Annotated in this window: 19 protein-coding genes and 1 pseudogene; 3 read left to right on the top strand and 17 right to left on the bottom strand. The window is 68.3% G+C overall.

What is annotated here, in order from left to right; translation table 11 throughout:
- The first annotated feature begins 313 nt into the window (after positions 1 to 313).
- Positions 314 to 784: a GNAT family N-acetyltransferase gene (locus ABZ532_RS03420; RefSeq protein ID WP_361279197.1), complete on the top strand. Its 471-nt coding sequence runs from the start codon at positions 314 to 316 to the stop codon at positions 782 to 784.
- Positions 785 to 791: 7 nt separating this feature from the next.
- On the opposite strand, the gene ABZ532_RS03415 is transcribed toward ABZ532_RS03420, so the two are convergent.
- The 17 genes and pseudogenes from ABZ532_RS03415 to ABZ532_RS03335 all read right to left on the bottom strand — a co-directional run bounded on the left by ABZ532_RS03415 (position 792) and on the right by ABZ532_RS03335 (position 18,621).
- Positions 792 to 2,222, bottom strand: a complete 1,431-nt coding sequence (locus tag ABZ532_RS03415; RefSeq protein ID WP_361279195.1) for a DUF6177 family protein — start codon at positions 2,220 to 2,222, stop codon at positions 792 to 794.
- On the bottom strand, positions 2,219 to 6,223 hold the full coding sequence (gene eccCb / locus ABZ532_RS03410) for a type VII secretion protein EccCb (protein ID WP_361279192.1): 4,005 nt from the start codon (positions 6,221 to 6,223) through the stop codon (positions 2,219 to 2,221). Before eccCb ends, ABZ532_RS03415 begins: the two co-directional genes overlap by 4 nt.
- The gene (locus tag ABZ532_RS03405) at positions 6,220 to 7,479 is read right to left on the bottom strand and encodes a hypothetical protein (protein ID WP_361279189.1); all 1,260 of its coding nucleotides are present in this window, start codon (positions 7,477 to 7,479) and stop codon (positions 6,220 to 6,222) included. The genes eccCb and ABZ532_RS03405 overlap by 4 nt, the downstream gene beginning before the upstream one ends.
- Positions 7,480 to 7,524: 45 nt before the next feature.
- Entirely contained in the window at positions 7,525 to 8,889 is a 1,365-nt protein-coding gene (gene eccD, locus ABZ532_RS03400; RefSeq protein ID WP_361279438.1) for a type VII secretion integral membrane protein EccD, read from the bottom strand.
- A 22-nt stretch (positions 8,890 to 8,911) separates the two neighbouring features.
- The gene (locus tag ABZ532_RS03395) at positions 8,912 to 9,187 is read right to left on the bottom strand and encodes a hypothetical protein (RefSeq protein WP_361279187.1); all 276 of its coding nucleotides are present in this window, start codon (positions 9,185 to 9,187) and stop codon (positions 8,912 to 8,914) included.
- Positions 9,188 to 9,189: 2 nt separating this feature from the next.
- On the bottom strand, positions 9,190 to 9,657 hold the full coding sequence (locus ABZ532_RS03390; protein WP_361279185.1) for an RDD family protein: 468 nt from the start codon (positions 9,655 to 9,657) through the stop codon (positions 9,190 to 9,192).
- Positions 9,658 to 9,726: 69 nt separating this feature from the next.
- A complete protein-coding gene (locus ABZ532_RS03385) occupies positions 9,727 to 10,611 on the bottom strand; it encodes an immunity 49 family protein (protein ID WP_361279183.1) in 885 nt (294 codons plus the stop codon).
- A gap of 13 nt (positions 10,612 to 10,624) precedes the next feature.
- The gene (locus ABZ532_RS03380) at positions 10,625 to 13,279 is read right to left on the bottom strand and encodes a hypothetical protein (protein ID WP_361279180.1); all 2,655 of its coding nucleotides are present in this window, start codon (positions 13,277 to 13,279) and stop codon (positions 10,625 to 10,627) included.
- Positions 13,276 to 13,770, bottom strand: coding sequence for a DUF6507 family protein (locus tag ABZ532_RS03375; RefSeq protein WP_361279178.1), 495 nt, complete (start codon positions 13,768 to 13,770; stop codon positions 13,276 to 13,278). Before ABZ532_RS03375 ends, ABZ532_RS03380 begins: the two co-directional genes overlap by 4 nt.
- A 103-nt stretch (positions 13,771 to 13,873) precedes the next feature.
- The gene (locus ABZ532_RS03370; protein ID WP_361279176.1) at positions 13,874 to 14,182 is read right to left on the bottom strand and encodes a pore-forming ESAT-6 family protein; all 309 of its coding nucleotides are present in this window, start codon (positions 14,180 to 14,182) and stop codon (positions 13,874 to 13,876) included.
- A gap of 19 nt (positions 14,183 to 14,201) precedes the next feature.
- Positions 14,202 to 14,534, bottom strand: a complete 333-nt coding sequence (locus ABZ532_RS03365) for a hypothetical protein (protein WP_361279173.1) — start codon at positions 14,532 to 14,534, stop codon at positions 14,202 to 14,204.
- A gap of 641 nt (positions 14,535 to 15,175) precedes the next feature.
- Complete coding sequence (locus ABZ532_RS03360; protein ID WP_361279437.1) at positions 15,176 to 15,499, bottom strand: transposase family protein; 324 nt, start codon at positions 15,497 to 15,499, stop codon at positions 15,176 to 15,178.
- A 67-nt stretch (positions 15,500 to 15,566) separates the two neighbouring features.
- Positions 15,567 to 15,638, bottom strand: a pseudogene (locus ABZ532_RS03355) (hypothetical protein); the annotation flags it as partial.
- Positions 15,635 to 15,934 carry a transposase family protein gene (locus ABZ532_RS03350; RefSeq protein WP_361279171.1) on the bottom strand — a complete coding sequence of 100 codons (300 nt, stop codon included), beginning with the start codon at positions 15,932 to 15,934 and terminating at the stop codon, positions 15,635 to 15,637. The gene ABZ532_RS03350 and the pseudogene ABZ532_RS03355, both read right to left, overlap by 4 nt.
- A 327-nt stretch (positions 15,935 to 16,261) precedes the next feature.
- The gene (locus tag ABZ532_RS03345) at positions 16,262 to 17,020 is read right to left on the bottom strand and encodes a hypothetical protein (protein ID WP_361279169.1); all 759 of its coding nucleotides are present in this window, start codon (positions 17,018 to 17,020) and stop codon (positions 16,262 to 16,264) included.
- Positions 17,021 to 17,384: 364 nt separating this feature from the next.
- Entirely contained in the window at positions 17,385 to 17,954 is a 570-nt protein-coding gene (locus tag ABZ532_RS03340) for a hypothetical protein (RefSeq protein WP_361279167.1), read from the bottom strand.
- Between the two features lie 313 nt (positions 17,955 to 18,267).
- Positions 18,268 to 18,621, bottom strand: coding sequence for a DUF805 domain-containing protein (locus ABZ532_RS03335; RefSeq protein WP_361279165.1), 354 nt, complete (start codon positions 18,619 to 18,621; stop codon positions 18,268 to 18,270).
- A gap of 684 nt (positions 18,622 to 19,305) precedes the next feature.
- Here ABZ532_RS03335 and ABZ532_RS03330 point away from each other — a divergent pair.
- Complete coding sequence (locus tag ABZ532_RS03330; protein WP_361279163.1) at positions 19,306 to 21,942, top strand: Pls/PosA family non-ribosomal peptide synthetase; 2,637 nt, start codon at positions 19,306 to 19,308, stop codon at positions 21,940 to 21,942.
- An 11-nt stretch (positions 21,943 to 21,953) separates the two neighbouring features.
- The gene (locus ABZ532_RS03325; RefSeq protein WP_361279161.1) at positions 21,954 to 25,262 is read left to right on the top strand and encodes an amino acid adenylation domain-containing protein; all 3,309 of its coding nucleotides are present in this window, start codon (positions 21,954 to 21,956) and stop codon (positions 25,260 to 25,262) included.
- The last annotated feature ends 10 nt before the right edge of the window (positions 25,263 to 25,272 follow it).

Below are 25,272 nucleotides of genomic sequence, written 5' to 3'. Positions count from 1 at the left end.
GCCATCTATAACACGTTGACCTGCTAAGGCGCGCTGGACGCACGGAGCCGTATGCAGCGCTGGGCAGCCCTGGACAGGGTCTGTGGAGTATTCGTGGACCGGGTCTTGGAGCGTCTACCCAGGTCAAAGCAACTGCCGTCGGCGCGGGCACAGCCCGGCGTGCCAGTCCGCTCCGGGTCAGCTGTGTCGAATACTCTGCGAAGAAGTCCAACCTGACTCCGTGATAGTGCCCGCACATGACGGACTGCGTACGACGTCGGCTCTTCACCTCGGCCCGGATGGCGCAGCCGCCGGATACAGGAAGGGGTGTGGCATGAGGTCCTCAGGCGTGCACCTGCGGGAGATCACCGACGAGAACCGGGATGCCGTACGCGCCCTCCGCGTGCGACGGAACCAGAAGCAGTTCGTCGCATCCGTCTCCAAGTCGCTCAAGGAGGCGAGAAGGAAACCAGAGGCCAATCCCTGGTACCGCGCCGTGTACGTCGACGACGAGCCCGTCGGCTTCGTGATGCTGTCGTGGAAACCGCCCGGTGGTCCCTACAAAGGGCGACACTTCATCTGGCGCCTCCTCGTCGACAAGCGGCACCAAAGGCGAGGGATCGGCCGGGAGACGCTCAACCAGATCGTCGCCCTGGTTCGCGTGGACGGCGCCACCGAGCTGTTGACCAGCTACGACCCCGGCGAGGGCGAACCGTGGCCCTTCTACCAGAAGTTCGGGTTCGAGCCGACCGGGGAGGTCGACGACGGCGAGATCGTTCTACGGCTCGTCATTCCCGATCAGTGAGCTCAGCTCAGGTCGGCCGGTCTGTCTCCGCTTTGAGGTGCCGCAGCAGTGTCTCGAAGTCCTGCCACGTGCTTGGGTCGGTTCCGTCACCCAGTGGGTAGTGCACGGCTGGCCGTGCGTGGGGGCCGAGTCGGATGGGTGTGGTGGTCAGTGGCGGTCGGGTGGCGTACTCGAGGCCGATGCCGTGGATGTCGTCGGCGCCGACGCTGAAGGACACGGGGACGGGCGGAGCTTCCAGGTGGGGCGGCGTGGTGAGGTCGCGGCGGCCGGGGCGGAGGCTGGTCATCAGGCTGACCAGGCCGTGTTCGGCGGCGAGAGCGGCGGTGAGGGGCTCGATGGCCTCCAGGGGCGCGGTTTCGTCGGGGCCGTAGCCGAAGGCGAGGGTGGCTTCCTCCTCGATGCCGGCCGTGGTGCTGCGGACGGTGAGGGTGGCGAGGGCGGGGCGGTCCGCGTGGCCGACCGTGGTGAGCCAGGTGCGCTTGGGGGCGCGATCGCGTGCGAGTTCCGTCAGCCGGCGTGGTGACCAGGGGAGGTTGACGGGTTCGGCGGTGCCCCAGCCGGCCGGGGGACGTCCGGTGAGGGTCTGCCAGCAGGTCTCGATCGCGCCGCCGAGGGTGAGGTCGGCGTCGGCCGGGTGTCGGGTGCGCAGGGAGAGCAGGAGCTGGCGCTCGCCGACGGCTGCGGCGCCGGTCTTGAAGGCGTCGGCGAGTCGAGCCTCGCCGTCGGGTGTGCGCAGGGGGGTGAAGGCACCGTTCTGCCAGCGCAGGATGGCGCCGGAGAGGCCGTCGTAGTAGCCGCACCGCTCGTCACGGATGATCCAGCGGTTGGGGTGGCCGCCGAGCGCGGTGCGGGTGGGCAGGGTGAGGCGGGTGCCGGGTTGGGTGACGATCTGCAGGGCGAGTTCGGCGTCGGCTGATCGGCGCAGTACGTCGGTCAGGTGGGTGGTCATGGCGACGACCGGGCGGTCGTCGATGAGGACGGCTGCCTGCTGGGTGAGGACGTCGACGGACAGCTGCGCTTCGTCGGAGGCCGCGACGGTGGCGGTGGCGGTTTCCTCGGTGAGCTCGACGGCGTCCACGGTGGACGTGCCGGGCGGCCAGGTGGTGCCGCCGCGCAGGGCGTTGAGGCGCCCGGCGAAGGAGGCGGCCAGGCGCGCCGCCTCGGGCACGGCGGTGGAGGCGCGGACTTCGGTCCACCACACCGGCGCGTCCGGCGGCGCGGTGTCGCCGCCCAGCAGGCGGGCCGTTTCGCCGGGCACGTGGACCAGTATGGGCGCGTCCACCGAGAGCAGGGGACGTCCGGCGGGGGTGCTCAGTTGGATGACCGCACCGTCGTGGAGGGCCTCGGCGTCGAGGTCGGGGCCGCCCGCGTACAGGCCCATGAGGATGGTCATGGGGTCGGGCATCTTCTCGGTGAGGACGACGATGTCCTTGGTCACGAGCCTGCTGCTTCCTGCGTCTGTGGGGCGAGGGCGGTCTGGACGAGCTGGTGGCGCCGGCCCCGCCGGACCAGGGTGCCGCGGCCGGGCGGCTGCTGGGAGGCGTACAGGCCGGGGAAGAGCTGGCCCTCGGTACGCTCGCCGGTCATCAGCAGGGCGGTGGTGCCGGATTCGCGCAGGGTCGTCAGGAACGGCTCGTACAGGGCGCGGGACAGACCGGCGACGCGGCGGGCGATGACGAAGTGGAGGCCGATGTCCTGGGCGGAGGAGATGTAGGGCAGGAAGGGCTGCAGGGGCTGCTGGCCGGCGGTGGTGAGGATGTCGTAGTCGTCGATGAGGATGACGATGCGCGGCCCGGTGACGGCGATCGAGAGGTCGGTGAGGGTGTCGTGGTTGACGCTCTCGTCGGGCATGCGTTTGCCCAGTTCGGTGGCGATGCCGGTGGCCAGGGCGTTTGCGAGGTTGGTGTTGTAGGCGTAGCCGCCGCGGTAGGGCTCGGGGACCAGGCCGCGCAGGCCCCGGCGTGGGTCGAAGACGCCGAATACCAGTTCCTCGTCGGTGTAGCGGGCGGTCAGCTGGCCGACGATCAGCTTGAGCAGGTTGGTCTTGCCGCACTCGCTGTCGCCGAGGATCAGCAGGTGCCGGTCGCCACCGGCCAGGTCCAGGGTGACCGGCGCGAGGACGTCCTGGTCGAGGCCTATGGGGATGCGCCTGGGTTCGGCGTTCGGGCCGGGCAGCTTGTCCGCTGCCAGCTGGGTGGGCAGGACCCGCACGGGGGCGGCGAGGTCGCCGTGCCAGGCGGCGCGCACGGAGGCCGTCGCCTCCTCCACGGCCGCGGCCAGGTCGCCGGTGCTTTTTCGGCCGTCTATGCGGGGCAGGGCGACGTGGGCGAAGAGCTTCTGGTCGGTCAGGATGCGGCCCGGCTCGTCGGGGCTGAGGGTCTCGGAGAGCTTGCGGTCGATGGAGGAGTCGCCGGAGTCGTTGAGGCGTAGTTCGATGCGGGTGCCGAACAGGGCCTGGGTGGCGATTCGGACGTCGTTCCAGCGGAGCATGCCGGCCACCACGTGGATGCCGTAGCCGCCGCCGCGCTTGAGGAGGTCGTTGACGTCATCCTCGAGATCGGCGAATTCGTCGCGCAGGGCGCCGAAGCCGTCGATGAGCAGCACGACGTCCGTGGCGGTCAGGTCCGCGAGCTTGCCCTGTGAGCGCAGGTGCCGCAGTTGCTCGGGTGAGTCGATGCCGTGGGTGCGGAAGAGCTCTTCGCGTTCGTTGAGCATGGCGCGGACTTCGGCGACGGTGCGGGCGGCGCGCTCGAAGTTGGCGCGGCCGGCGATGCCGCCCACGTGCGGCAGCTTGGCGAGCGCGGCGAGTCCGCCGCCGGCCAGGTCGAGCCCGTAAAGGGCGATTTCGCGCGGCGTGTGGGTCAGGGCCAGCGAGATGGCCAGTGTGCGCAGGGCAGTGGTCTTACCGGCCTGCGGGCCGCCGATGAGGGCCACGTGGCCGCCGGAGACGGTGAGGTCCAGGCTCCATTGGCCCTGCCACTGCTTGGCCGGATCGTCCAGGATTCCCCACGGGACCCGCAGCCGCCCAGGCCGGCGGGTGAGGTGGAGTCCGCGCGGGGACACGTCCAGCGGCCCCGCGGCCTGGTCGAGGCTGATCACCGTCGGGAGCGGCGGCAGCCAGATGCGGCGCACCGGCTCAGCCGCGCGGGCAAGCTGGTCGACCATGACCGACATGACACTCGGGCCGGTCTCCCGCTCCCGCATCGCCGGCTCGCAGACCCCCGCCGCGACCTCGCTGCCAAGGGTGTTGAAGGTGGGATACGGCCAGGCCATCGGCTCGTCCTTGGGCTTCTCGCGCAGGGCGGGGCCACGGTAGGCGCCGGAGACGTAGCCGGCCTTGAACCGCTCGTACGTCGACGTGTCGACCTTCAGATAGCCGAAGCCGGGCAGCGGCGGCAGATTGAACGCGTCGGTGGTGTCCAGGACGGTCCGTGACTCGTCCGCGGAGAACGTCCGCAGCCCGAGACGATAGGACAGGTAGGTCTCCAGGCCCTTGAGCTTGCCCGCCTCGATGCGCTGGCTGGACAGCAGCAGATGCACGCCGATCGACCGTCCGATACGGCCGATGGACAGGAACAGGTCGATGAAGTCCGGCCTGGCGGTGAGCAGTTCACCGAACTCGTCGATCACCACGAACAGGTGCGGCAATGGCTCCAGGCCCAGCTCTGGGCGCTGGGCGTGCAGGGCGGCGTAGTGGCCGATGTCGGCGACGTTGCCCGCGTCCTTGAGGACCTGCTGACGCCGCTTGACCTCCCCGGCGAGGCTGGTGTGCACCCGCTCGACCAGGCCCGCCTGGTTCTCCAAGTTGGTGATCACTCCGGCAACGTGCGGAAGACGGGTGAACGGCGCGAAGGTGGCACCGCCCTTGTAGTCGACCAGTACCAGCGCCAGGTCGTCGGGCGCGTGGGTGGCGGTCAGGGCCAGGATCAGGGTGCGCAGCAGCTCGCTCTTGCCGGATCCGGTCGCCCCTACGCACAGGCCGTGCGGGCCCATGCCCAGCTCGGAGGACTCCTTCAAGTCCAGCAGCACGGGCTTGTGATGGTCGTCGACGCCGATCGGGACGCGCAGGAAGTCCCGCTCGGCGCGCTGCGCCCACAGCGTTGCCAGGTCCAGGGCGGCCGGATCGTCGACGTCGAGCAGGGCGGGGAAGTCGACCGGCCCGGAGACGGGGGTGCCGTCCTCGACCGACTCGGCCGACAGCCGCAGCGGCGCGAGCATCCGCGCCAGTCCCTCGGCGCCCGGGACACCCACATCGTCCGCGATGCCGTACGCCGCCGCCGCAACCGGCGCCCGCAGGTCCTCCACCTGTACCCGGTCGCCGTCGACGGTGATGCGCACCGAGACCTCATCCGGCTCGTGCACCTGCTGCTGAAGCAGGTGCAGCACGGTGACGCCCATGTCGACGAGCCCCACGGCCGCATCCGGCCTGGGGAGTTCGGCCGCCGTGCGGCCGTGCTCGTCGCTGATCACGAGCAGCCGGTCCGCGAGCTTCAGGGCACGCTGGTCGGACAGCCCTCGGCGTACTTCAGCGGCGTAGGAGGCACGGCGGCGCAGGTCCGTGCGGAGCAGGTCGGCCAGCTGGTCCATGCTCGGTGCGATCCGCCGTGCCGGGGCGGGCCCGTCCAACCGGTCCGGATCCAGCACGTGGGGGAGCCACTTGGCCCACTGCCAGTCCTGGATCCTGTCACCCGCGACGCCGAGGGCCAGGGCGACATCGCCGGGCGCGTGCAGCGCCGTGCTCTGCACGACCAGGGCCCGCGTCACACGCAGCACGGCCTCGCGGTCGGCGCCGACGATGGTGACGTTCCCCGCCCGGTCCAGCGGCACGGTCAGTGGGAAGTCGCTGGTGGAGACGTAACGGGCGAGCAGCGCCCGGGCCTCGTTGAGCATGAACGGATCCGGCGGCGTCATCACGCTGCCGCCGCTCTCTCCGATTGCCAGCTCCTGCACCGGCACCTGCCCGGTGCCCAGGCGGACGGTGAGGAAGTCCGCGTCGAGGCGGCGCCGCTCCCACACCCGCGCCGGATCGCGGACGACGTCGTACAACGCCGCCGGGTCAGGATTGAGCAACCTGGCCTGCTCGCGCCGGACGCCCTCGGCCGTGCTCAACTCCTCACGCGTCTCCTCGAGATACTCCAGATACCGTTCCCGCTGAGCACGCCGGGTCCGCTGCGCCTTGCCGCGCTGCGAGACGAACAGCGCCGCCGCTCCCAGCAGCGCGAAGACCAGCACGATGGCGCCGATCGCCGCGAACTGACTGTTACGGATCACGGTCATCATCACGACCGAACCCATCACGCCTGCCATCGGCAGCAACGCGGTCGCCGCATTACCGATCTTCCCCTCAGGGAGGTTCGGCGGTGCCTCGATGGTGCGCGCCCGCGCCGGGGCGGGCGGCCGCGTGGAGCGGGCCGGACGGTGGATGATCTGCTGGGTCATGGCGTCCTCACCGCGAACTGCAAGGCCTTGGCCGCGAGTTGCACGGCGGCCTGCTGACTGTCCTGGGAGAGCATCGAGTTGATGACCGGGCCTCCCGCGCCCAGGTGCCTGTCGTAGGGCACGTGGACCACGGACACCCCGGTCTCGCGCAGATGCCCCATGGCGGCCTTCACATCGAGACGGACGTGCGGGGAGCTCTCACACAGGGCGACCACCGTGTGGGCGAGCGCCGGCGCGGGCAGGCGGGCCAGCCAGTCAAGGACCTGCCAGGTGCCGCTGACACCCTCCGCGGTCACCGGCGCCACGATCACCCGGGCGTGCGCGGTGCCCATCGCGGTGCGCGCCACCTCCCCGGGCAGCGACTCGCAGTCCACCACCGTCACCCCGAAGTAGCGGCGCAGGGCGAGGCTCACACTGAGATACGTCGCCACATCCAGCGGCGGCCCGATCCGCCCCTGCCCGGCCGGCAACAGCCAGCCGCCATCCGTGACCGGCACCAGATAGCCGGTCACGTCCGTGAGCAGCATCGACGGCTCGAGGATCCCGGCCAGATCGGTGCACGACCAACGCACCGTATCCGCGCCGAGGCGCACCGGCAGGGTTCCGAGCGCAGCGTCCGCCTCCAGGGCGAGAACCGGGTCGTGACGGTAGTGGTTGTACGTGCGGGCCAGCAGCGCCGAGATGGTCGTCTTGCCCACACCACCGCGGATCGACGTCACCGCGATGACCCGGCCGGTGGTGACGGGCTGCTGCAATTCGCGGGCCAACTGTGTCTGCTCGGCCACATCCTGGGACGCGGAGGAGGTCAGCTTTCGCAGGGAGCGGCCCGTACGGCGTGCGGCTGAGTCACCGCGCACGGGGCGCGACAGAGCGCCGGCCAGGCGGGGATCGACCGTGGGCACCGACTCCGGGGTGGGCATGGGCACGCGGGGATCGCGCGGTGTGCGCTGGCTGGCCTGTCGTGCGGCCGGCCGCGGCTGAGTGTGCGCAGGCGACGGCGCGGTGCGCGGGTCGACCTGCGCCGGAGATGGCGGCGCGGGAACCTGCGCGCCAGGGGAAACCGCCGGTCCGGCGGCCCGCGGATCGGGCCCAGGCGCCGGTGCGGGGGCGGCAGGCCGCGGTGCGACGGGCGCCACGGCAGGAGCACCGGACGGCTTCCGTACGAGCTTCACGGTCCTGGTCGGCTCGATCGGCTGCTCAGTGCCCGCCTGCTTCAACTCACGCAGCACGTCCTGCTGCCAGTCGCCTCCGGCCATCGCCGCATTCCCCTCCAAGCCCGACAGGGCTGCACGCTCACCCGATCAGAAACTGTCGAGCAAACGCCCGTACACACCAAACACCCCGATGACCAGCGGGAACAGAGCAATCACACCCACCGTCTCGAGCAGATCGCCAAACCGGCGCAACCGCACCCGGACATGTTCGGCAGGCTGCACCGCCAGCACACCGAACGGGACCAGGGCGAGGGCAACCAGCACCGCCAGCGGCCCGAACGCGGTGCCCGCACGCTCCAGCCACACCATGACGAGTTCGAGCCCGACGACGCTTCCCGCGCCGAGCAGCACCACGACCTCGGCGATCAGGGGAAAGGCCCGCGCCCGCAGCCACAGCACCAACGCGACGATCACGGCCAGCGGCACGGTCCACGCGGTCGGCGTGCGCAGGAGGAAGACCCCGGCGGCGGCCGCGGACCCTGCGGTGACGATCGTGGCGAGTGCCAGGCCTCGATGGGTGGCTGTCAGGGCGCTTCCCACCTCATGCCGGCTCACTGAAGTCCCGCCCAGGCGGCGGTCGTCGAGCCCGGACAGCCCCGAGGCCATCAGGGCCAATCGCGGCAGCAAACCCAGCGCGACCAGCGACACCACAGCGAGCACCGCACCCACACGTGCCTGCTCACCCGCCACAGAGGCCCCGGCCTGAAGCGCCGCGACACCACCCCAGCACAGGCCCGCCGCGGCAACCGCCCCGGCACCGATGAGCCCGCCCCGCCCGAGCGGCGAAAACCAGCCCAGCAGCAGCAACGCCGCCGTCACCGCCAGCGCGACCACGCCGAGCCGCCCCGTTCCGGACCACAGGTGTGCGTCGGCCAGCGTCCACGACCCCAGCACGGCCAGGGCCCCGCCGGTCACGATCAAAGTGGTGGCCAGCCCGCGCTGCCCGGCCCGCCCGCACAGGGCGCCGCCGACCGCGGCCGCCGCACCGACCACCAGCAGCACCGTCGCGACGGTCGACAACGCGAACTCACCGCGCGCCAGCACCCCGGCAGCCAGGGCCCACACGAGAGCAGCGGCCCCCGCGGTCACCCGACGCGCCCGCGGCCGCCATCGCCAGCCGCGCAGCCCCAGATCCTCCGCCACCTCGTCGGTGACGTCATGCACCACAGGAGCAGACGGCGCATCCTCGACCCGCACCAGCCGCAGCACCGCGCCGTCGGCCACCTCGGCCGAAGCGAGCGTGCTGGCGTAGGGCAGCGCGGAGCCATCCGCGGTCACCAGATGACGGCTCGCCGGCCGCGCCGCGACCTCGTCGTCCAGGAGTCGCAGCACTTCCGGCAACAACCGGCCGATCGGCTCGTCCGACGGCAGCACCAGATCAATACGCCGACGCTCACCGACAAGCGTGACCCGGCTCAAACCCAACCGGCCCGCCGGACTCACTACCCCCATGCTCACCACGCGTTCGAACCTATCACCGGGTCGAAGGGGAAACAGAGGGCGAAGTGGTGGGCTGCTGCACGGACGGCCCGTACGGCGACTTCCCGATCAGCCGCTCAGAAATGAACGACCACCCCACACACCCCGCGCACAAAACGGCCGCAATCACAATCCCGGCAAACACCTTGCCCATGCGCTCGTCAAGAGACCGCCGCGCCCGCTCACTCCCGAACAGGAACGCGTCGCGTATCCGCCGACGCCGAACCGACACCGACTCGAGCAACTGGCTGTCGTACTCCTGCGCACCCATCGCTAAGCCTTGCGCCGTACAGGAATCACGGCGATCCAGGAAAACTCATGCACCACCGCACGCCAAGAACCCACACGCTGGCCAGCCTCGGGACGCACAATCCTCACGCTGCAGATCAGTTTACCGAATATACACCCGAACACGAATATGCAGACCGGGAAATACAGGACCAAGGAGCTGAGCAACCAAATGCCAACAGTGACTTCCGACAGCACCGCCGTAGTCCGATCGATCCACAGAGCGACAGGGAAGGCCACCACCCAATAGCACGCGATCCAGAAGCGCACATCCAGCACCCGGGCCCCGAGACGAGCCCTGAGCCCGGCCAAGGGCCGCACCTCACCAGCACCCACAGGAACGCCGTACCGCGGAACCGGGTAGTGATGCCAAGCAACCGGAGGCTCCGGGTGGGTCGGGTAGGGCCCCGTACGCGGCACACCCTGCGGGGCGACAGGAGGCAGATAAGACATATCATCCCTCAACGATGATCGACACGGCTGACCGCCGCGCATCGGGCGACGCACGCCGTCGCCACGGCATCAGGTATCGATTTCACCCACCCAGGCGAAGTTCAGCAGCGCCTTGGGCAGATAGTCGGACTCGACCTCGATGGGGAAACCCCGGTCTCGGGCCAGGCAGGCGATGGCCAGCGGGCCGAGGGCCACATAGCCTTCGCTACTGATGGCGCGATCATCATCCCCGCTCCAATACGACTTGTGCCACTTGATCGCGTCGACAAGGGCCTCATTGAACTCGGCGTGGTCCCCGCGCAGGTAGCGGTAGAACAGGATGATCGGCGGATACAGGACCATCGACATCAGCTCCTGGTCAGCGTGGCGCGCCGAATGAGGGCCGGTGCCGTCCACAGCGGCCACCAAATGGTTGCTCACACCCTCCAGCCCCAGCCAGAACCGCTGGAGGGTCTCCACCCACGAGTAGATGTACTCATCGAACGTCGCACCCGACGCGCGCAGCAATGAGACGGGTACCTGGGCCAGCTGACCCAGCCGCTCGTTCTCCCGGCAGATCAGCGCAAGATAGAAGGCCTTGATCCAGGAGCCGGCGTTCACATTCGGCTGCGCCCCGGTGCCGGGAAGATTCCACTCCTTCTCCTTGATCCGGCACATCACAGTGCTGCCCTCGGGCGCGGTGGCCATGGCGAACCGAGCGGATCCCAACTGCATCGCAGTGACCCAGGCTTCCCAGGTCTCGAACTCGTCGGCATCCGGGTCCACCTCGCATCGCGCTTGGGCCAGGGTCAACGTCGTGTCCAGCGCCCGACGTCGGGCCATGTCCGACCGCTCAAGGCGCTCCAGCAGTCCATTGGCGGTCGCCGTGAGCGCTTCCAAGCCTGCTGCCGTGTCAATGTCGGTCTCGACGTTGATGCTCGCTGGGTAGCCATGGCGGGGAATGCTCGTGACCACTGGTTCTCTCCTTTTAGCCAATGTCGAAATGTTCCAGCTTCGCACCAGCATAGGTGCCCGGATTCTCCGCGGCCTTCACCATGACGTATTTCAGCTTGCCAGCGTCCAGGGCGTCAGAGATCTGGCGCGCGATGTCGCTGTTTGTCACGGGTTTTCCTGTGGCGTCCAGAACTGGGTTACCAGCGCTGTCTTTCGCTACGAGTGACCCGCTCCTCTCCATCTGGGAGAGGATCGTCTCGATGTATGGCCGCGTGCCCTGCTGGACCATCCAGCCTTCCGCATCGCCAGCGCCCTTACGCCAGATAGGATTTGCCTTCGGCGCCTTGGCCTCAGCGATGACGAGAGTGCCGTCATCGAGCCGGTACAGCTGGTCGAACATGTTCGCGCCGTTGGCCGTCTTCGGCAAATCGATCCACTGGGCGCCCTTGAACGCCTGCGGAATGACGTGCCGCATGGCGGCCTGCTCGCCAAGTGCTTCGGCTATCGAGCTGTTGTTGGGTCGACCCGGCATCTGAGCGTCGAACGCGTCCTGCGCCTTGTTGAGCTCCACCAGGTTCTCAGCGGAGGGATCCTTCTTGTACGCCTGCTCAGCCTGAGTGAGGGCGTTCGAGACCTTGCGGTTCGACGCCGCCTCGTCGAGATGGCCCATCTGGCCATCCGGAACCGAATCGCGAGTGAACGGGCTCCTGGGATCGAGTGTGCCCTTCGCGCCCGGCTTCGGGGGCAGCGAGTCCTTTGCTATCCAGCCTCCGTCCGAGTCCTTGGCCAGAATGGGCAGCTCATCCCCGTTCTCGTCGAGCGTCTTGATACTTCTGCGGTGGCCGTCGGAACGGTAGTTTCTTTCGAACCAGGTCTGATCCGGATCGTTGGCCTTCTTGATCTGCTCCTCGATGATCTTCTTCTGCTCTTCAGCGGTTCGCTCACGCGGGGGTTGTTGCCCGTTGTCGACCGCCCCCGCATCGGTGTCCGCCTGCCCCCCGGGCAAGTCGCTCTCGTCACCAGCGCGCCCAGCATCGCCGAGGGCATCGTTGCCGCCGTGTCCCGGACCGTCGAGAGCGCCGCCTGTCCCACCCGAGCGGGCCGGAATGCCATTGTTGCCGTTGTCCGGCCCACGCCCCGCACGTTGTCCGGAACCGGAATCTACATTGCGCCCCGAGGCCAGGTCGCGGGCCGAGCCCGCGTCGTCGCCAGGTCCTCGGGCAGCACCCGGCTCGAGGCCGTCGCGGGCGTGAGCGGTGACCTCTCCTGTTCGTGCGCCCGCGCCTACCAGAGCTGGCTCTCGCGGAGGCACGGCTTCCTGCCCGGTCGCGGCCCGTTGAGTGTGCGCGGCCTCTGCTATCGCGGGTTTGCCCTTGTAGAGGGTGCCGTCCGGGTTGAGCCACTCCCCGCCGGCCTTGGGGGCGTAGATGGTGTTGCCCTCGAAGTCCACGAGCTTCTCGAACTTCTCGGGTGGGAAGGCAGCGGCCTCTGCCCGGGCACCGGGGGTGTTGTCGAGACGGTATGCGCCTTCGCCGATCCTCAGGTACTCGCCGTTGCTCAGCATCCGCAGGTTCGCCAGCGCGTCGCCCAGCTTGACCGCACCGAACCGGACACCGACTCCGGCGGCATGGACGACGTGGGTCATCGGGTCAATGAAGCGCGCCGTCTTGCCCGCCAGCGAGATCCCACGGGCGATCGCACCGCCCTTGACCGCGGCGCCTGCTCCGCCGGTGAAGATCGTGGTGATGACATTGCCGAAGGTGGCGCCTGCGGCGCGGGCGTTGTCTTTGCCCCACTGGTCCCAGGAGACCATCGCCTTCCCCGCCTCTTTCAGGGCGGTGCGGCTCTCCCGCAGGTGCTCCGGCATGTACTTGTCCGGCGTAGCGAGATACGGAAGGGCCATCGGGGAGACGAGGAGGCTGACGCCGGCGATGACCTTCCCCAGGTTTTCCCAGGCGCCTAGGGCAGCGTCGAAGCCGTCGGCGCCGAAAAGGGTGCCGATTCCGCGGATGGTGCCCCACCCGAAGTCGACGATGAGGCCGTCCCAGACGAAATGCTTGACCTGACGGTGGAGCTCGTACCAGTGGATGGACTCGTCCAGCCTGTCGCCCCAGGGCAGGCCTTCGGCGTCGTCGAGCATGTCGGCGCTGTAGCCGTACTCGTTGTCAGCACGCTTGTCGTCGCCGTTGTCGGGAACGAAACGGAAGTCGCTGAACAGCGCGTAGATCTTGTTGGCACAGGCAAGTTCCGCCGCCTGGAAGGCCACATAGGCCGCGTTGATCTCGCTGCGGCGCGCGTTGTTCTCATCGATCAGCGCGTCGTCGTAGGCCCATTCGCCGTCCCCGGCGATGCGGCTCTCGAAATCCGCCGCCTCACCCTTGAGACGTTCCAGCTTCTGCACGAGGGGGCGTACTTCACCGGCGTACGCGCCCAGAGCCTGGGCCACCGACTCCAACTCGTCGCAGAACTCGTTGGCCCCGGTGGCCACGGGCGCGGTGACCGCGAACAACTGCTCCGCTTCCGGGGCCTGGTAGTAGGAGGACAGCCCCCGAAAGGCGGCGTCGACCTTGGTGCCGGCCGACCAGATGGACGACCCGTCAGCGCTGATCGCCGAGACGTCCCTTTCCAACTGCTCCAGGCTGCCGGTGAACTCAGGGACCTCCGCCGCGGGGACGGCCTGCTCGCTCACTTCGCCCCCTGCCCCGCACCCGGCATATCAAGCTTGTCGGGTGCCCGCACGACCTCTTCCTGGGCGTTGTTCGCCATCGCGAGGTTGCCGTGCTGGTACCAGTTGGTGGCCTCGGAGGCTCCCTTGATGGCATTGCCGGTGCGTGCGGCCATCGACGACATCTTCGCGATCCGGTTTTCGAGGTAGGCGTTCAACGCCGCACCGACCGGGCCGATGGCCGGTGCGGACACCGCCACCTCGGGCCGGGCGGCACCCGGTGCCACGGGGCCGATCATGGGCTGCTTCGTGACATTCGGCCGCACCGCTCCCGGCGCGACCGGGCCCGCCGCCGGGTTGTAGTCGGCCCCCCTGAGCACGGTGCCCGCCGAAGCCGCGGCGCTCGCCAGGTCCTTCATCATCGATGTGAATGCGCTCTCCAGGTGGCCGGCCGCCTCTCCCGTCGTCGACAGGGTGGCCAGCACACCGACCGGTTCAATGTCCCACTTCGTCACGAACGCCCCCAGCACCCACGGCGGCCCCGGTCAAGCCCGACCGGCGCCGCCTGCTTCCCCGTTGCCTTTTCGATTGCCCGCCGTATCGGCCCTGCCAGCTCTGTCAGCCGATGTTGTCGACCGCGGCCTTCGCCCTCGCCAGCGTCGAACGGGCGGTCTCGTCGTTCTTCTCCAGCGTGGAGCGCACCAGCTTGATGATCTCGCGTACCTCGTTGGCCGCCTTGTTCCAGCGGACTTCCTTGCCGTGGTACTCCTCGGAGACCCCGTCGGCCTGGAACTCGGCCATCGCGGCCTTCACCGCCGCATCGCGGTCGCCGAGCACCAGCTCAAGGCGGCCCACGATCGCCAGCAGGCTGCCCTGCACCTCGGTCGAGGCAGCGATGTCATACGAGTTGCGGTCCTGGTTAGCCATGTCTGTGGTCCCCCCGGGCCTAGCGCGCGCCGAACCGGGCGGCGTCGAAGTTGGCAGCGCTCATGTGCTGGTTGACGTTGTCGGACTGCTCCTGCATACCGGTGGTGAAGGACTCGTCCATGCCTGCCTGACCACCAAGGATCGCGTGCAGCGACCCGTTCAGCGCGGCCGTGATCTCATCCGAGCGGTCCTTGAACGAGTCGAACGCGGCCCGGCCGGTCCCGTTGAACTTCCCCTCCAGCGGCTGCGCCGCCGCCACCAACTGCTGGATCAGGGCGCCCAGGTCGTCACTTGACCCGGCCGTGCTCTTGCCGAGCTGGGACAGGGTCGTCGACCCCATGTCGAACTTCATTCACACACCCCCGTGCGTCAGTTGTGAACCAGACCTGCTCCCCCGCACCGGCACGCACACACGTCAAATGCGACACGGGTTCGATCTTTTGTATCAACCAGGCGTTGCAGCCGCAACGCGTTTCGAGCCAGATCGGGCTTCTCAGCGTCACAACTTCGTCACCACGCGCCGAGACAGACCGCGAAGCAACGCCACGCCTCAGCAACGAGCAACCCTGAGGCTCCGATCCGGGAAGGCCTGGGTCAAACGATGCGGGCATGTGTGAGTTGAGCCAGCTAATCGACGCCGAGGAGCCCGTCTGGTCGGAGCTCAGAGAAACTCTCGACAGCGGGCCGGTGTCTGTCGAAGTGCTGCCACCCGACAGCGCACTGGCCAGGTCATCGCGGAACTGGCTGCTGGCCGCCCGACGCGCTATCGAAACCGCACATCACCGGTCCAGGGCAATGCCGCGGATTCCGTCTCGGAGCTGCGCCTCAGCAGCTCCTCCCAGCTCCATTGGACCGGACTGCCCATCAGCGGTGTCGTCACTCCCTCCGCTACGTCCGGTTCCACCTGGTTCTTGGCTGGGACCCGAATCTGCGACGTCATCCGTGGGCTCCTGCGTCATCGAGTGAGTCGTCGCCAGTGAGCTCTTTCCAACCTCATTTCGAGCAGGTCAGGTGCAGGGTGAGGACGGCTTGGACGAGGCTGGTGATGCGGGTTGTGGAGCATCGCAGCTTGCGCAGGAGCCGCCAGGTTTTGAGTGTGGCCATGGCCCGCTCGACGAGCGCGCGGATCTTCGCGTGCGAGCGGTAGACGGCCTGCTGCCCTGCGGGGGCGTCTCCCAGCGGCCCCAGTACGCACTCGTATGGTGCCGCCGGTGCCTCGGTAGCCCTTGTCGGCCAGCACTCCACGGCGGCTTCCTCCAGGGCATCGAAGATGCCGTGGGTTCGCGCGGCCGTGATGTCGTGGACCGCTCCAGGCAGCGGGCGATGCCCAGAGCATCCGCCCCGCCGGATGGGTGATCACTTGCACGTTCATGCCGTGTTTCTTGTGCTTCCCGGAGTAGAAGGGTCGGTCGGCGGCGATCCTGTCGATGGGCAGCAGCGCGCCGTCCAGGATCACGAATGCCTTGGTGGAGGCGGTCTCATCACTTCGGCGAGGGTCGGTGCAAGGGCGGCCAGGACATCAATGGCCTCGGCGATGTACCGGTAGGCGGTCGTGGTGCCGACACGGAATCCGGCTGCGAGCTGGGCGTAGGTGTGGCCAAAGCGCAGGTGCGCGAGGACGAGCAGGGCCTGGCGGCCCACGCTCACGCGGCGCCAACGCGTTCCGCGTTCCTGACAGCGGGCCCGCAGCCGAGCGGACAGGAAGCGCAAGGTCGAGGTGGACACATCGATGCCGGACGGGTAGACAAGCACGCGGAAGCTCCTGACAGACAGGCGATCTTGGTCGTGAACCCGTCTACCAGGAGCTTCTTCACGTCCGGACACCGCCCTTCAGCCCAACAACCCGCCCATCCAGCCAGTTGGAAAGGGCTCAGTGCGTCCCAGATCGTCCCAGCCGCCTCCGCCGGACCCACCCGTGCGGGGCGGTGTTCCGTTCAAGAAACCGTTCCGCCCTACCGTCAATCCCTGGTCACGCGATCGCTCCGGCCCAATGCCGGTCCGACAGCATCGCCAGCACCCGCCCTCCGCAAACACGCCTGGCGGCGCGATCCTGCCGTCCGGAGAAGCTCATGGTGTGACTCAAGAGGATCCAAGAATTTTCGTCGTCACCGACTCGATGAACGCGGCAGCCTCGATCTCTGTGATCTTGACATGGTCGACTTCATTGTGACCTAGGTCATACAGCTTGAGGTACTCAGTCGGCTCCCAGCGGAGACGCCGGGTAAAGGCTTCGCCATACGTCCGACTCTCGTCGACGCGACGACGGACGATTCCGCGCGGGTTGTGCCGAGGGTAGCCCTCGCTGACCTTCGCGTAGTAGGTGATCTGACCTTCGGCATCGAGTGCGTCGAGCGTGGTCGGGGCGAGCGTGAGGAAGGGCGCCGCGGAAGCATTGCTCTCCACGTTGCCGAGCATGATCATCACGCCGTTGAGGTCGAGATACTCCTCCAGGAAGTACCCGCCACCCCGTTCATACATAAGGAGAAGCGGTTCATAAGGGTCCGGCAGACCGGCAGGCAGGTCGTCACGGAGCACCGCCCACCGGAGAGCGGCCCGACAGGTCCGCTTCAACGAAGCCGGGGCGAGCCCCGCCAGGACTTCTTCCCCTTCGGTGGCAGCATCGGGGGGCACCTGGAGCTTCGCATCGACGTGTTCCGCGATGTCGAAGAAGGGCCAAGACTGCTCCGCGCCATAAGCACGCGCCCAAAGGGCCGCTCGTCGCAGGTACTCGCGCATGAGCAGAGCGCGCGAATTGGCGTGATCGGATGCCGCGGAATCGTCGGACCAGTCAATGGCTCGAAGTCGCTCCAACACGCTGCGTGAAGAATTCTCCACCACTTCAGCTCCACGCCCTTGGCTCGCAGTTCTTGCACAATATCCTTCACGAAGTCATCGATGTTGCATTCGCCTCCCGGTCCAGATACAGGCCATTCTCGCCTACCCAGGAACCATCGGACAGATTGCCTCGCGAGCCGTCTGGCAGGGACCCGCCGGGAATACCAAGCCCGCTCTCGTGGGGTGGGGGTGGCACGTCGGTTCTGGAATCGCCTGGGGCCACCGACATCCATCACCCGACAAGATTGATGTGCCGCACATTGAAGACTGTAGTACTCGCAGGGGAAAAGCTCCGGCGATCTCGCGGAATCCACCCGCCGGTCAGGATCCGGAGGGCCTCGCGCCGCACGCCGCTCGGACGAGCCGCTCACCGCAGATGGCGATGACGGCGGTGGTAGGAGTAGGCGACGGCGCCCAGCAGTGGGCCCCAGAGGAACGCAGGCAGGTAGCAGAGGACCATCACGGTGTTGGCAGTGCCGGTGAGGTGTCCGTCGGTACGGACTCCGGCGAGGACCTGGGCGATCACCACCGCGGTGATGGCGGTGAGCACCAGCGCCCCGAGCGCCGCGGGTATCAGTGCCGCCCTGGGGCGGACGTCACGGCCGCCGATGAAGGGGAGCCACCGCGGCAGCCGTTCGCCCCACGGCCGGACCAGGCCTAGCGTGAGCAGGGCCGCGAGCTCGATGAGCGCCGCGAGGCCGATCACGTACATCACCCCCCAGCCAGGGATGCCGTACTCCTCGCGCAGGACTTCTTCCGAGTAGCCCACCGGGATGCCGAGGGCCATGGCGATCCTCCACAAGCCGGACGGCAGGGTCGCCAGCGGTGCCGCATGGGCGGCCCACACCGCCCACCGAGGTGGGAGCGTGGCTGAACCGGGCGCGACTTCAAGGGAGTTCATGGTGGTCATCACGTCGCCATGCTCCCGATCGGTCACCGCTTCCACATCGACCCGTGGGATCAGCGGCGTCATCCGGCAGGAGGAGTTGCCTGGTGCCATGACAACTGGCCGCACATGACGGGAAGCACCTCCCCTGGCGGCCACCTCTTCCTCGCGACCCAGTCCCGCCCGGCGTTAAAGAGGATCTCCGCGACCCAGGCAGAGGCCACGGCATGCCACAGGCGTTTTCACCCGTCACCCGCTTCGAGCAGGTCCTGCCCTCGGGGTGACATGACGGAACGACGGTGGCCCGTCAGCCTCCTGGGCTGACGGGCCACCGTGGCACCGTGGCACCGTGAGAGGGCGTACCTCAGACGGTCGCGAGCTTCGGGTTCGAACCGTACTGGTTGTCCTCCGCCTTGCCCTCGCCGGCCAGGAAGACCAGCAGGATGATCGGGCCGACCAGCGGGATCAGGCCGAGCAGGACGAACCAGCCGGAGCGACCGGTGTCGTGCAGACGGCGGATGGTGACACCCAGGGCGGGGAGGAGGACGAGCAGCGAGTACAGCGGGGCGATGAAGCCCAGGTTGAGGACGCCGAGGTCGATGCCCATGAGCACGGCGTAGACGATCACGTTGATGAGCGTGAACATCCAGTACTCCTGGCGGCGCGCACGGCCGCTGAACACGGCGTACTTCTTGAGAACGTCGAGGTACCAGTGCATGGGTCTTCCCGGGGATCGAGCGGCAGGGCCGGTATGAAAAAACGAGCCAGCGCGGAATGTAGATGGCCTGATGTGCACTGGTCAATAAGTTATCTGGCAGCCACTGATCGGTGACCTGAGCGGTGCGTTCCACCCCGGTTTGCCCGGTTGTTGACGCTGAATCGGCGATTCCGGTTCACGGGCCAGATGGCGCGTAAGACGCTGGGCGCGCCGGCGACTGCCGCGGGTCGCGGAGACCGGGGGGCGAGCCCACCGCCGCAACGGCCCCGTCCGGAGTGCGACGCACCGACTCGGTCATGCGTGCCGCCAAGGCCTGGGTGGCGCCACCTCCGCTGCTCGTTTTCACCTCGTCTATTTCGTGCGCCTTTTTACCGGCAACATTATGAGCATTCGAGCCGGCATGTGTCTTTAATGGCAACTCTCCTGAATTCCCGTTCCACATTTCGACCGCGAGAGCAACGGCCGAATCGGCGTTCAGCGCATCACCTCATCATCACCCCACCCGTGTTAACCCGTTCGGCGCATTCCCGTCACACCCGGGCGCCGACCTTCAAACCCGCCGCACCCGCCGCCCCCGGGCCGTTCAAGGCCACCGACGGGCCGACACGAGCGAGTTCGAGTGGCAATGAGTCCGGAGACGACGGAGACTGGTAGCAGGGTTTTGTGATGAGAAAAGAGACTCGCATGGAGGAAAAATCTGTCGAGGTCTTGACGCCCGGGTCGGGCCAATCGAAAGACGCCAAAAACGGCGGCGTGGATCCGGCCAATGAAACCGAGAGAAGTTTCGCCGAGGTGCTTGCTGATGTCGTGAGCACCGAGCGGGTGTCGGTCGACAGTCACTTCTTCGATGACCTGGGGGCCAATTCTCTGGTGATGGCGCAATTCTGTGCCCGGGTCCGCAAGAGGGACGATCTGCCCTCGGTGTCGATGAAGGACATCTACAAGAACCCGACGATCCGCAGCCTGGCGAGCGCGCTTGCGGACGCGACTCCCCCTCCTGCCCCTGCCGGGTCCCCCGTGGCCACGTCCACCGGCACGGCCCCGGACGTCTTCGCGCTGGTGGCCACGACCGATGAGACGGTCGACGCCACCGGGGCAGCCGGGGTCGGCGAAGGCGCCGGAGCCGGAGCCGGAGCCGTGGAGCCTGCGGGCACGCTGCGGTACGTGCTCTGCGGAACGGCGCAGTTCCTGATCTTCTTCGGTTACTGCTTCGTCGCCGGTCTGATCACCGCCACCGGCTTCGAGTGGGTGTCCAACGCTTCCGGCGCGCTGGACATCTACCTGCGCTCCCTGGCATTCGGCGGTGCCGGACTCGTCGGCATGTGCACCTTCCCGATCGTGGCGAAGTGGCTGCTCGTCGGCCGCTGGAAGCCGCGCGAGTTCCCGGTCTGGGGCCTGACGTATCTGCGCTTCTGGACCATCAAGGCGCTGATCCATGCCAGTCCGATGATCCTCCTCGTCGGTAATCCGCTCTATGTGCTGTATCTGCGGGCCCTGGGCGCGAAGATCGGGAAGAACGTCACACTCCTGTCCCGCACCATCCCGGTCTGTACGGACCTGCTGACCATCGGCGACGGGACAGTGGTCCGCAAGGACTCGTACCTCCTCTGCTACCGGGCACACGCCGGGCGCATCCAGACCGGTCCGATCACGCTCGGTCGCGATGTCTTCATCGGTGAGAAGACCGTGCTCGACATCGACACGTCGATGGGCGACGGGACCCAGCTCGGCCACACGTCCGCACTCCAACGAGGCCAGACGGTTCCGGAAGGCGAACACTGGCACGGCTCCCCCGCCGAACGTACGGAGATCGACTACGTGCGGGTCGCTCCGGCGAAGTGCGGGGTGCTGCGACGGGCGAGCTACGGCTTCGTCACGCTGCTCCAGCTGTTCCTCGTGTACGTGCCGCTGGGCATCGGAGGGGCGTACATCCTGCTCACGGAGATTCCCTCCCTGGGCAGGCTGCTGGAGCCGGGTGCCGCGGCGGTCATGTCGCCGGTGATATACGTCGACGCCCTCATCGTTTCCCTCGTGCTGTTCTTCGGATTCGTCATCCTCGGCCTGATCGGGATGTTCACCGTGCCCCGGCTGATGAATCTGTTCATCAAGCCCGACAAGACGTATCCGCTCTACGGATTCCACTACTCGGTGCACCGGGCAATCGCACGGGTGACCAACATCAAGTTCTTCAAATGGCTGTTCGGTGACAGCTCATACATCGTCTATTACCTCAAGGGGCTGGGATACGACCTCTCACGGGTCGAGCAGACCGGTTCGAACTTCGGTACCGAAGTCCAGCACGAAACCCCCTATTTGAGCACCGTCGGCAGCGGCACCATGATCGCGGACGGTCTTTCCATCGTGAACGCGGACTTCTCCAGCACGTCCTTCCGCGTTTCCCCGGCGTCCATCGGTGCTCACAATTTCCTCGGCAACAACATCGCCTATCCCTCGGGGGCCAGGACCGGCGAGAACTGTCTGCTGGCCACGAAGGTGATGGTGCCGCTGGACGGTGAGATCCGCGAGGGTGTGGGGTTGCTGGGGTCACCGTGCTTCGAGATTCCCCGGTCGGTGGAGCGCGACATGCGGTTCGACCACCTCAGGGCCGGGGACGAGCTGCGCCGGCGCCTGCGGGCGAAGAACAGCTACAACCTGCGCTCGATGGCCCTGATGCTGCTCATGCGCTGGCTGCTCTTCTTCGTCATCACACTGATCGGTCTCACCACGGTCGACCGCTACGGCGCACTCGGGCAAGGGCTGATCGCCGTGTCCCTGGCGCTCGTGCTGGCGCTCACCATGCTCTATTTCGTCCTCGTGGAGCGCTTCATCGCGAGGTTCCGGCCACTCAAGCCGCAGCTGCGCTCCATCTACGACCCGTACTTCTGGTGGCACGAACGCCTGTGGAAGGTGCCGAGCGAATACTTCAACGTCCTCAACGGCACCCCGTTCAAGGCCGCGGTCTGGCGGCTGCTCGGGGTACGGATCGGCAAGCGCGTCTTCGACGACGGCTGTGTGATGACGGAGCGGACCCTCACCACCATCGGTGACGACTGCACGCTGAACGCGGGCAGCAAGGTCCAGTGCCACTCCCAGGAGGACGGCACCTTCAAGTCCGACCACAGCGTCCTCGGTGCCGGTTGCACGCTCGGTGTCGGCGCCCATGTCCACTACGGCGTGACGATGGGCGACGGTGCGGTGCTTGCCGCCGACTCCTTCCTCATGAAGGGCGAGGAAGTACCCGCGTACGACCAGTGGGGCGGGAACCCGGCGGCCCAGTTGCGGACCGCCGCGGTGCGGAACGCCCAGAGCCACCAGTCCTGAGGAAAGGTCCAATGGGAATGCGCATGGAGACCGCCATCGAAGCCCGTGACGGCTCCCGTGACTTCTGGCGCGGTGTGCTGGCGGACGGCGGACTCGCCGCCGTGCCCCGCTGGACATCTGCGCCCGTGCCGGGCGTGGGTGAGCAGGAGTCCGCGGTCCCCGACGAGGTCGCGTCGGCGTTGCCCCGGTTGGCGGGCGAGCTGGGGGTGCCGGTGGAGTCGGTGCTGCTGGCGGCGCACGCGAAGGTGTTGTCGGCCCTGTGCGGTGAGGACGAGGTGCTCGCCGGATACGTGGCGGTGGAGGGCGGGCCCGCTGTTCCGTGCCGGCTGGATCTGACGGTGTCGTCGTGGCGCGGGCTGACGCTGGGGGCCGCCCGGGCCGCACGTGACGTGCGGACGCATCTGGACTTCCCGTGGCGGGAGCTCGTGGGTGAGCTGGGGCTCTCGGTGGCGCCTTTCGAGGTGGTGCTGGACCCGTACGGCGCGGACGGCACGCCCGAGGGCGACACGGTGCTGCGGGTGGGGTTCACGCGCCGGGACGGGCAGTGGGCGGTGCGGGTGCGCTACCGCACCGACGTGCTGGACGCTGACGCGGGCGAGCGGATCGCCGGGTACCACGTCACCGCGCTGGGACTGCTGTGCGCGGACGTCGACGCCGGGCACACCGGCCAGGGCCTGGTGGGGGCGCGGGAGCTGCGTCACCAGCTCGAGGACCTGGCCGGGCCTGAGCGGGAGCTGCCGCAGGCACGGGCGCACGAGTTGTTCGAGCAGCGGGTACGCGAGCACCCGGAGTCGGTGGCGGCCGTACGCGGCACCGACACCTGGACCTATGGCGAGTTGAACGCGCGGGCGAACCGGCTGGCGCGGGCCCTGCTGGGTGCGGGGTTGCGGCCGGAGCAGCCGGTGGGGGTGGTCACCGAGCGCGACCTCGACTGGCTCGCGGCGGTGTGGGCGGTGTTCAAGGCCGGCGGGGTCTACCTGCCGGTCGAGCCGCACTTCCCGCCCGAGCGGATCCGCAGCGTCCTGACGCGCGCCAACTGCCCGCTGGTGCTCACCGAAGCGGGCAGCACCGACCATCTCGACCAGGCCCTCGCCCATCTGCCCGCCGTGCGGCGGCTGCTGATCGACGAGGCCGTGTCCGGGCAGACCGACGCGAGTGACCCGGATGTGGCGGTGGGCCCGAACCAGCTCGCGTACATCTACTTCACCTCCGGCTCCACCGGCGAGCCCAAGGGCGCGATGTGCGAGCACACCGGCATGCTCAACCACCTCCACGCCAAGATCGACGATCTGCGCATCGGTGAGGGCACCGCGGTCGCGCAGACCGCACCCCAGTGCTTCGACATCTCCTTGTGGCAGCTGATCGCCGCCCATCTGGTCGGCGGACGCACCGTCCTGGTCGCCCAGGAGACGATCCTCGACGTCCCGCGCTTCCTCGACACGATCGACCAGCAGCGGGTGAACGTCGCCCAGCTCGTGCCGTCGTACCTGGAAGCGGTCCTCACCCACCTCGAACGCCACCCACGCCCCCTGACCCACCTGCGGTACGTGTCAGTGACCGGCGAAGCGCTCAAGCGCGAGCTGACCGGCCGCTGGTTCGCCAACCAGCCGGCGATCGCCCTGCTCAACGCCTACGGACTCACCGAGACCAGCGACGACACCAACCACGAACTCATGCGCGCCGCCCCCGAGCGGGTGCTGCTGGGGCCCCCGGTCCCGAACGTGCGGATCTACGTCGCCGACGAACACCTCCATCCCGTCCCCCTCGGTGCCCCCGGCGAGATCGTGTTCTCCGGCGTCTGCGTGGGCCGTGGCTACATCAACGACCCCGAACGCACCCGCGCCGCCTTCGGCACGGATCCCTACCGCCCCGGCGCCCGCCTCTACCGCAGTGGCGACCGCGGACGCTGGCACCCGAACGGCAAGCTCGAATTCCTCGGCCGCCGCGACACCCAGGTCAAGATCCGCGGCTTCCGCATCGAGATCGGCGAGATCGAGAACACCCTCCTCACCCTCCCCGGCATCCGCGACGCCGCCGTCACCGTCGTCGACCACCCCGCCACGGGTCCCCACCTGACGGCCTACTACACCCGGCACACCCCCATGGACCAGGCCGAACTCAGCAGCGCGCTGGGGGCTCACCTACCTGCCTACATGGTCCCCACCACCTACCACCACCGCGCCGAGCTCCCCCTCACGCCCAACGGCAAGGTCGACAAGAAGGCACTTGTCCGCGAGACCGCCGAAGACGCCTCACCCGCTCCCACCCCCGTCACCAGCGCCCCCACCACCCCCACCGAACAACGCCTCGCCGCCGCGTACGCCGGCATCCTCGGCCTGCCCGCCGACCGGATCGGCCGGGACGACCACTTCTTCGACCGCGGCGGCACCTCACTGTCGGCCGTCAAACTCGCGATCGCCCTCGACCGCGCCATCACTCTCAAGGACATCACCGCCCACCCCGTGCTCGCCGAGCTCGCCGTCCTCATGGACACGAAGTCCGGCACGGCCGCAGGCACGGGACCGTCGTCCGAGCTGCTTCAGGCGCTCTCCCGCCCGCGGAGCGGACGGCCCGCCACGGCCCTGGTGTGCTTCCCGTACGCCGGGGGCAACGCGGTGAACTTCCAGGCGATGGCCAGGGCGCTCCAGGACAGCGGGCCCGTGGTGTACGGGGTCGAGCTGCCCGGTCATGACCCCGCCACCGCCGACAGCGCGTCGTTCGCCCCGCTGGACCGGCTGGTCGGGCAGGTGGTGGACGAGATCGAGGCACGCGGACTCGGCAGGATCATGCTGTGGGGCCACTCGTCGGGCACGGCGCCCGCGCTGGAGACGGCCAGGCGGCTCGAGGAGCGCGGGGTGGAGGTCCAAAGGGTGTTCCTCGGCGCGCAGTTGCTCGGCGACGCCGCCGCACGCCGCGCCGCGATCGACGAACTGGCCGCGCGCGACAATGCCGGGATCGCCGCCGAACTCGGCGGGGACAGCGGCTACTCCGAGCTCGGCGAGCAGCTCGATCCCCGGCATGCCGAGCAGGTCGGCGCCGCATACCGGCACGACTGCGTGTCCGCGCACCGCTATTTCGCCGACGCCATGGACGCACCGCCGGGCGTGAAACTGTCCGCGCCCGTCACGGTGATCGTCGCCGCCGACGACCCCCATACGGCCACGGCGGAGCCCGGCGAGGCGCATCTCGGCTGGCGGCTGCTGGCCGAGCGCGTAGAGCTGTTCGAACTTCCCGACGGCGGCCACTACTTCCTGCGCACCCGTCCCACCGAGGCGGCGAAAGCCGTGCTGCACGCCGCCGACTGGTCACCCACCCCGTGACAAGGCAACC

It is taken from the genome of Streptomyces sp. NPDC019396 (assembly GCF_040632375.1).
Taxonomy (GTDB): Bacteria; Actinomycetota; Actinomycetes; order Streptomycetales; family Streptomycetaceae; genus Streptomyces.
The sequence above is the reverse complement of the archived record's forward strand: the minus strand, read 5'-3'. Positions and strand labels throughout refer to the sequence as shown.

What these genes read in the sequence shown, in the direction of transcription:
- ABZ532_RS03370 (WP_361279176.1), bottom strand. Translation starts at nt 14,182, where the DNA reads ATGGCTAACCAGGACCGCAACTCGTATGACATCGCTGCCTCGACCGAG.
- ABZ532_RS03420 (WP_361279197.1), top strand. Translation starts at nt 314, where the DNA reads ATGAGGTCCTCAGGCGTGCACCTGCGGGAGATCACCGACGAGAACCGG.
- ABZ532_RS03325 (WP_361279161.1), top strand. Translation starts at nt 21,954, where the DNA reads ATGGGAATGCGCATGGAGACCGCCATCGAAGCCCGTGACGGCTCCCGT.
- ABZ532_RS03390 (WP_361279185.1), bottom strand. Translation starts at nt 9,657, where the DNA reads ATGTCTTATCTGCCTCCTGTCGCCCCGCAGGGTGTGCCGCGTACGGGG.
- eccCb (WP_361279192.1), bottom strand. Translation starts at nt 6,223, where the DNA reads ATGACCCAGCAGATCATCCACCGTCCGGCCCGCTCCACGCGGCCGCCC.
- ABZ532_RS03405 (WP_361279189.1), bottom strand. Translation starts at nt 7,479, where the DNA reads ATGGCCGGAGGCGACTGGCAGCAGGACGTGCTGCGTGAGTTGAAGCAG.
- eccD (WP_361279438.1), bottom strand. Translation starts at nt 8,889, where the DNA reads ATGGGGGTAGTGAGTCCGGCGGGCCGGTTGGGTTTGAGCCGGGTCACG.
- ABZ532_RS03395 (WP_361279187.1), bottom strand. Translation starts at nt 9,187, where the DNA reads ATGGGTGCGCAGGAGTACGACAGCCAGTTGCTCGAGTCGGTGTCGGTT.
- ABZ532_RS03335 (WP_361279165.1), bottom strand. Translation starts at nt 18,621, where the DNA reads ATGCACTGGTACCTCGACGTTCTCAAGAAGTACGCCGTGTTCAGCGGC.
- ABZ532_RS03330 (WP_361279163.1), top strand. Translation starts at nt 19,306, where the DNA reads ATGGAGGAAAAATCTGTCGAGGTCTTGACGCCCGGGTCGGGCCAATCG.
- ABZ532_RS03365 (WP_361279173.1), bottom strand. Translation starts at nt 14,534, where the DNA reads ATGAAGTTCGACATGGGGTCGACGACCCTGTCCCAGCTCGGCAAGAGC.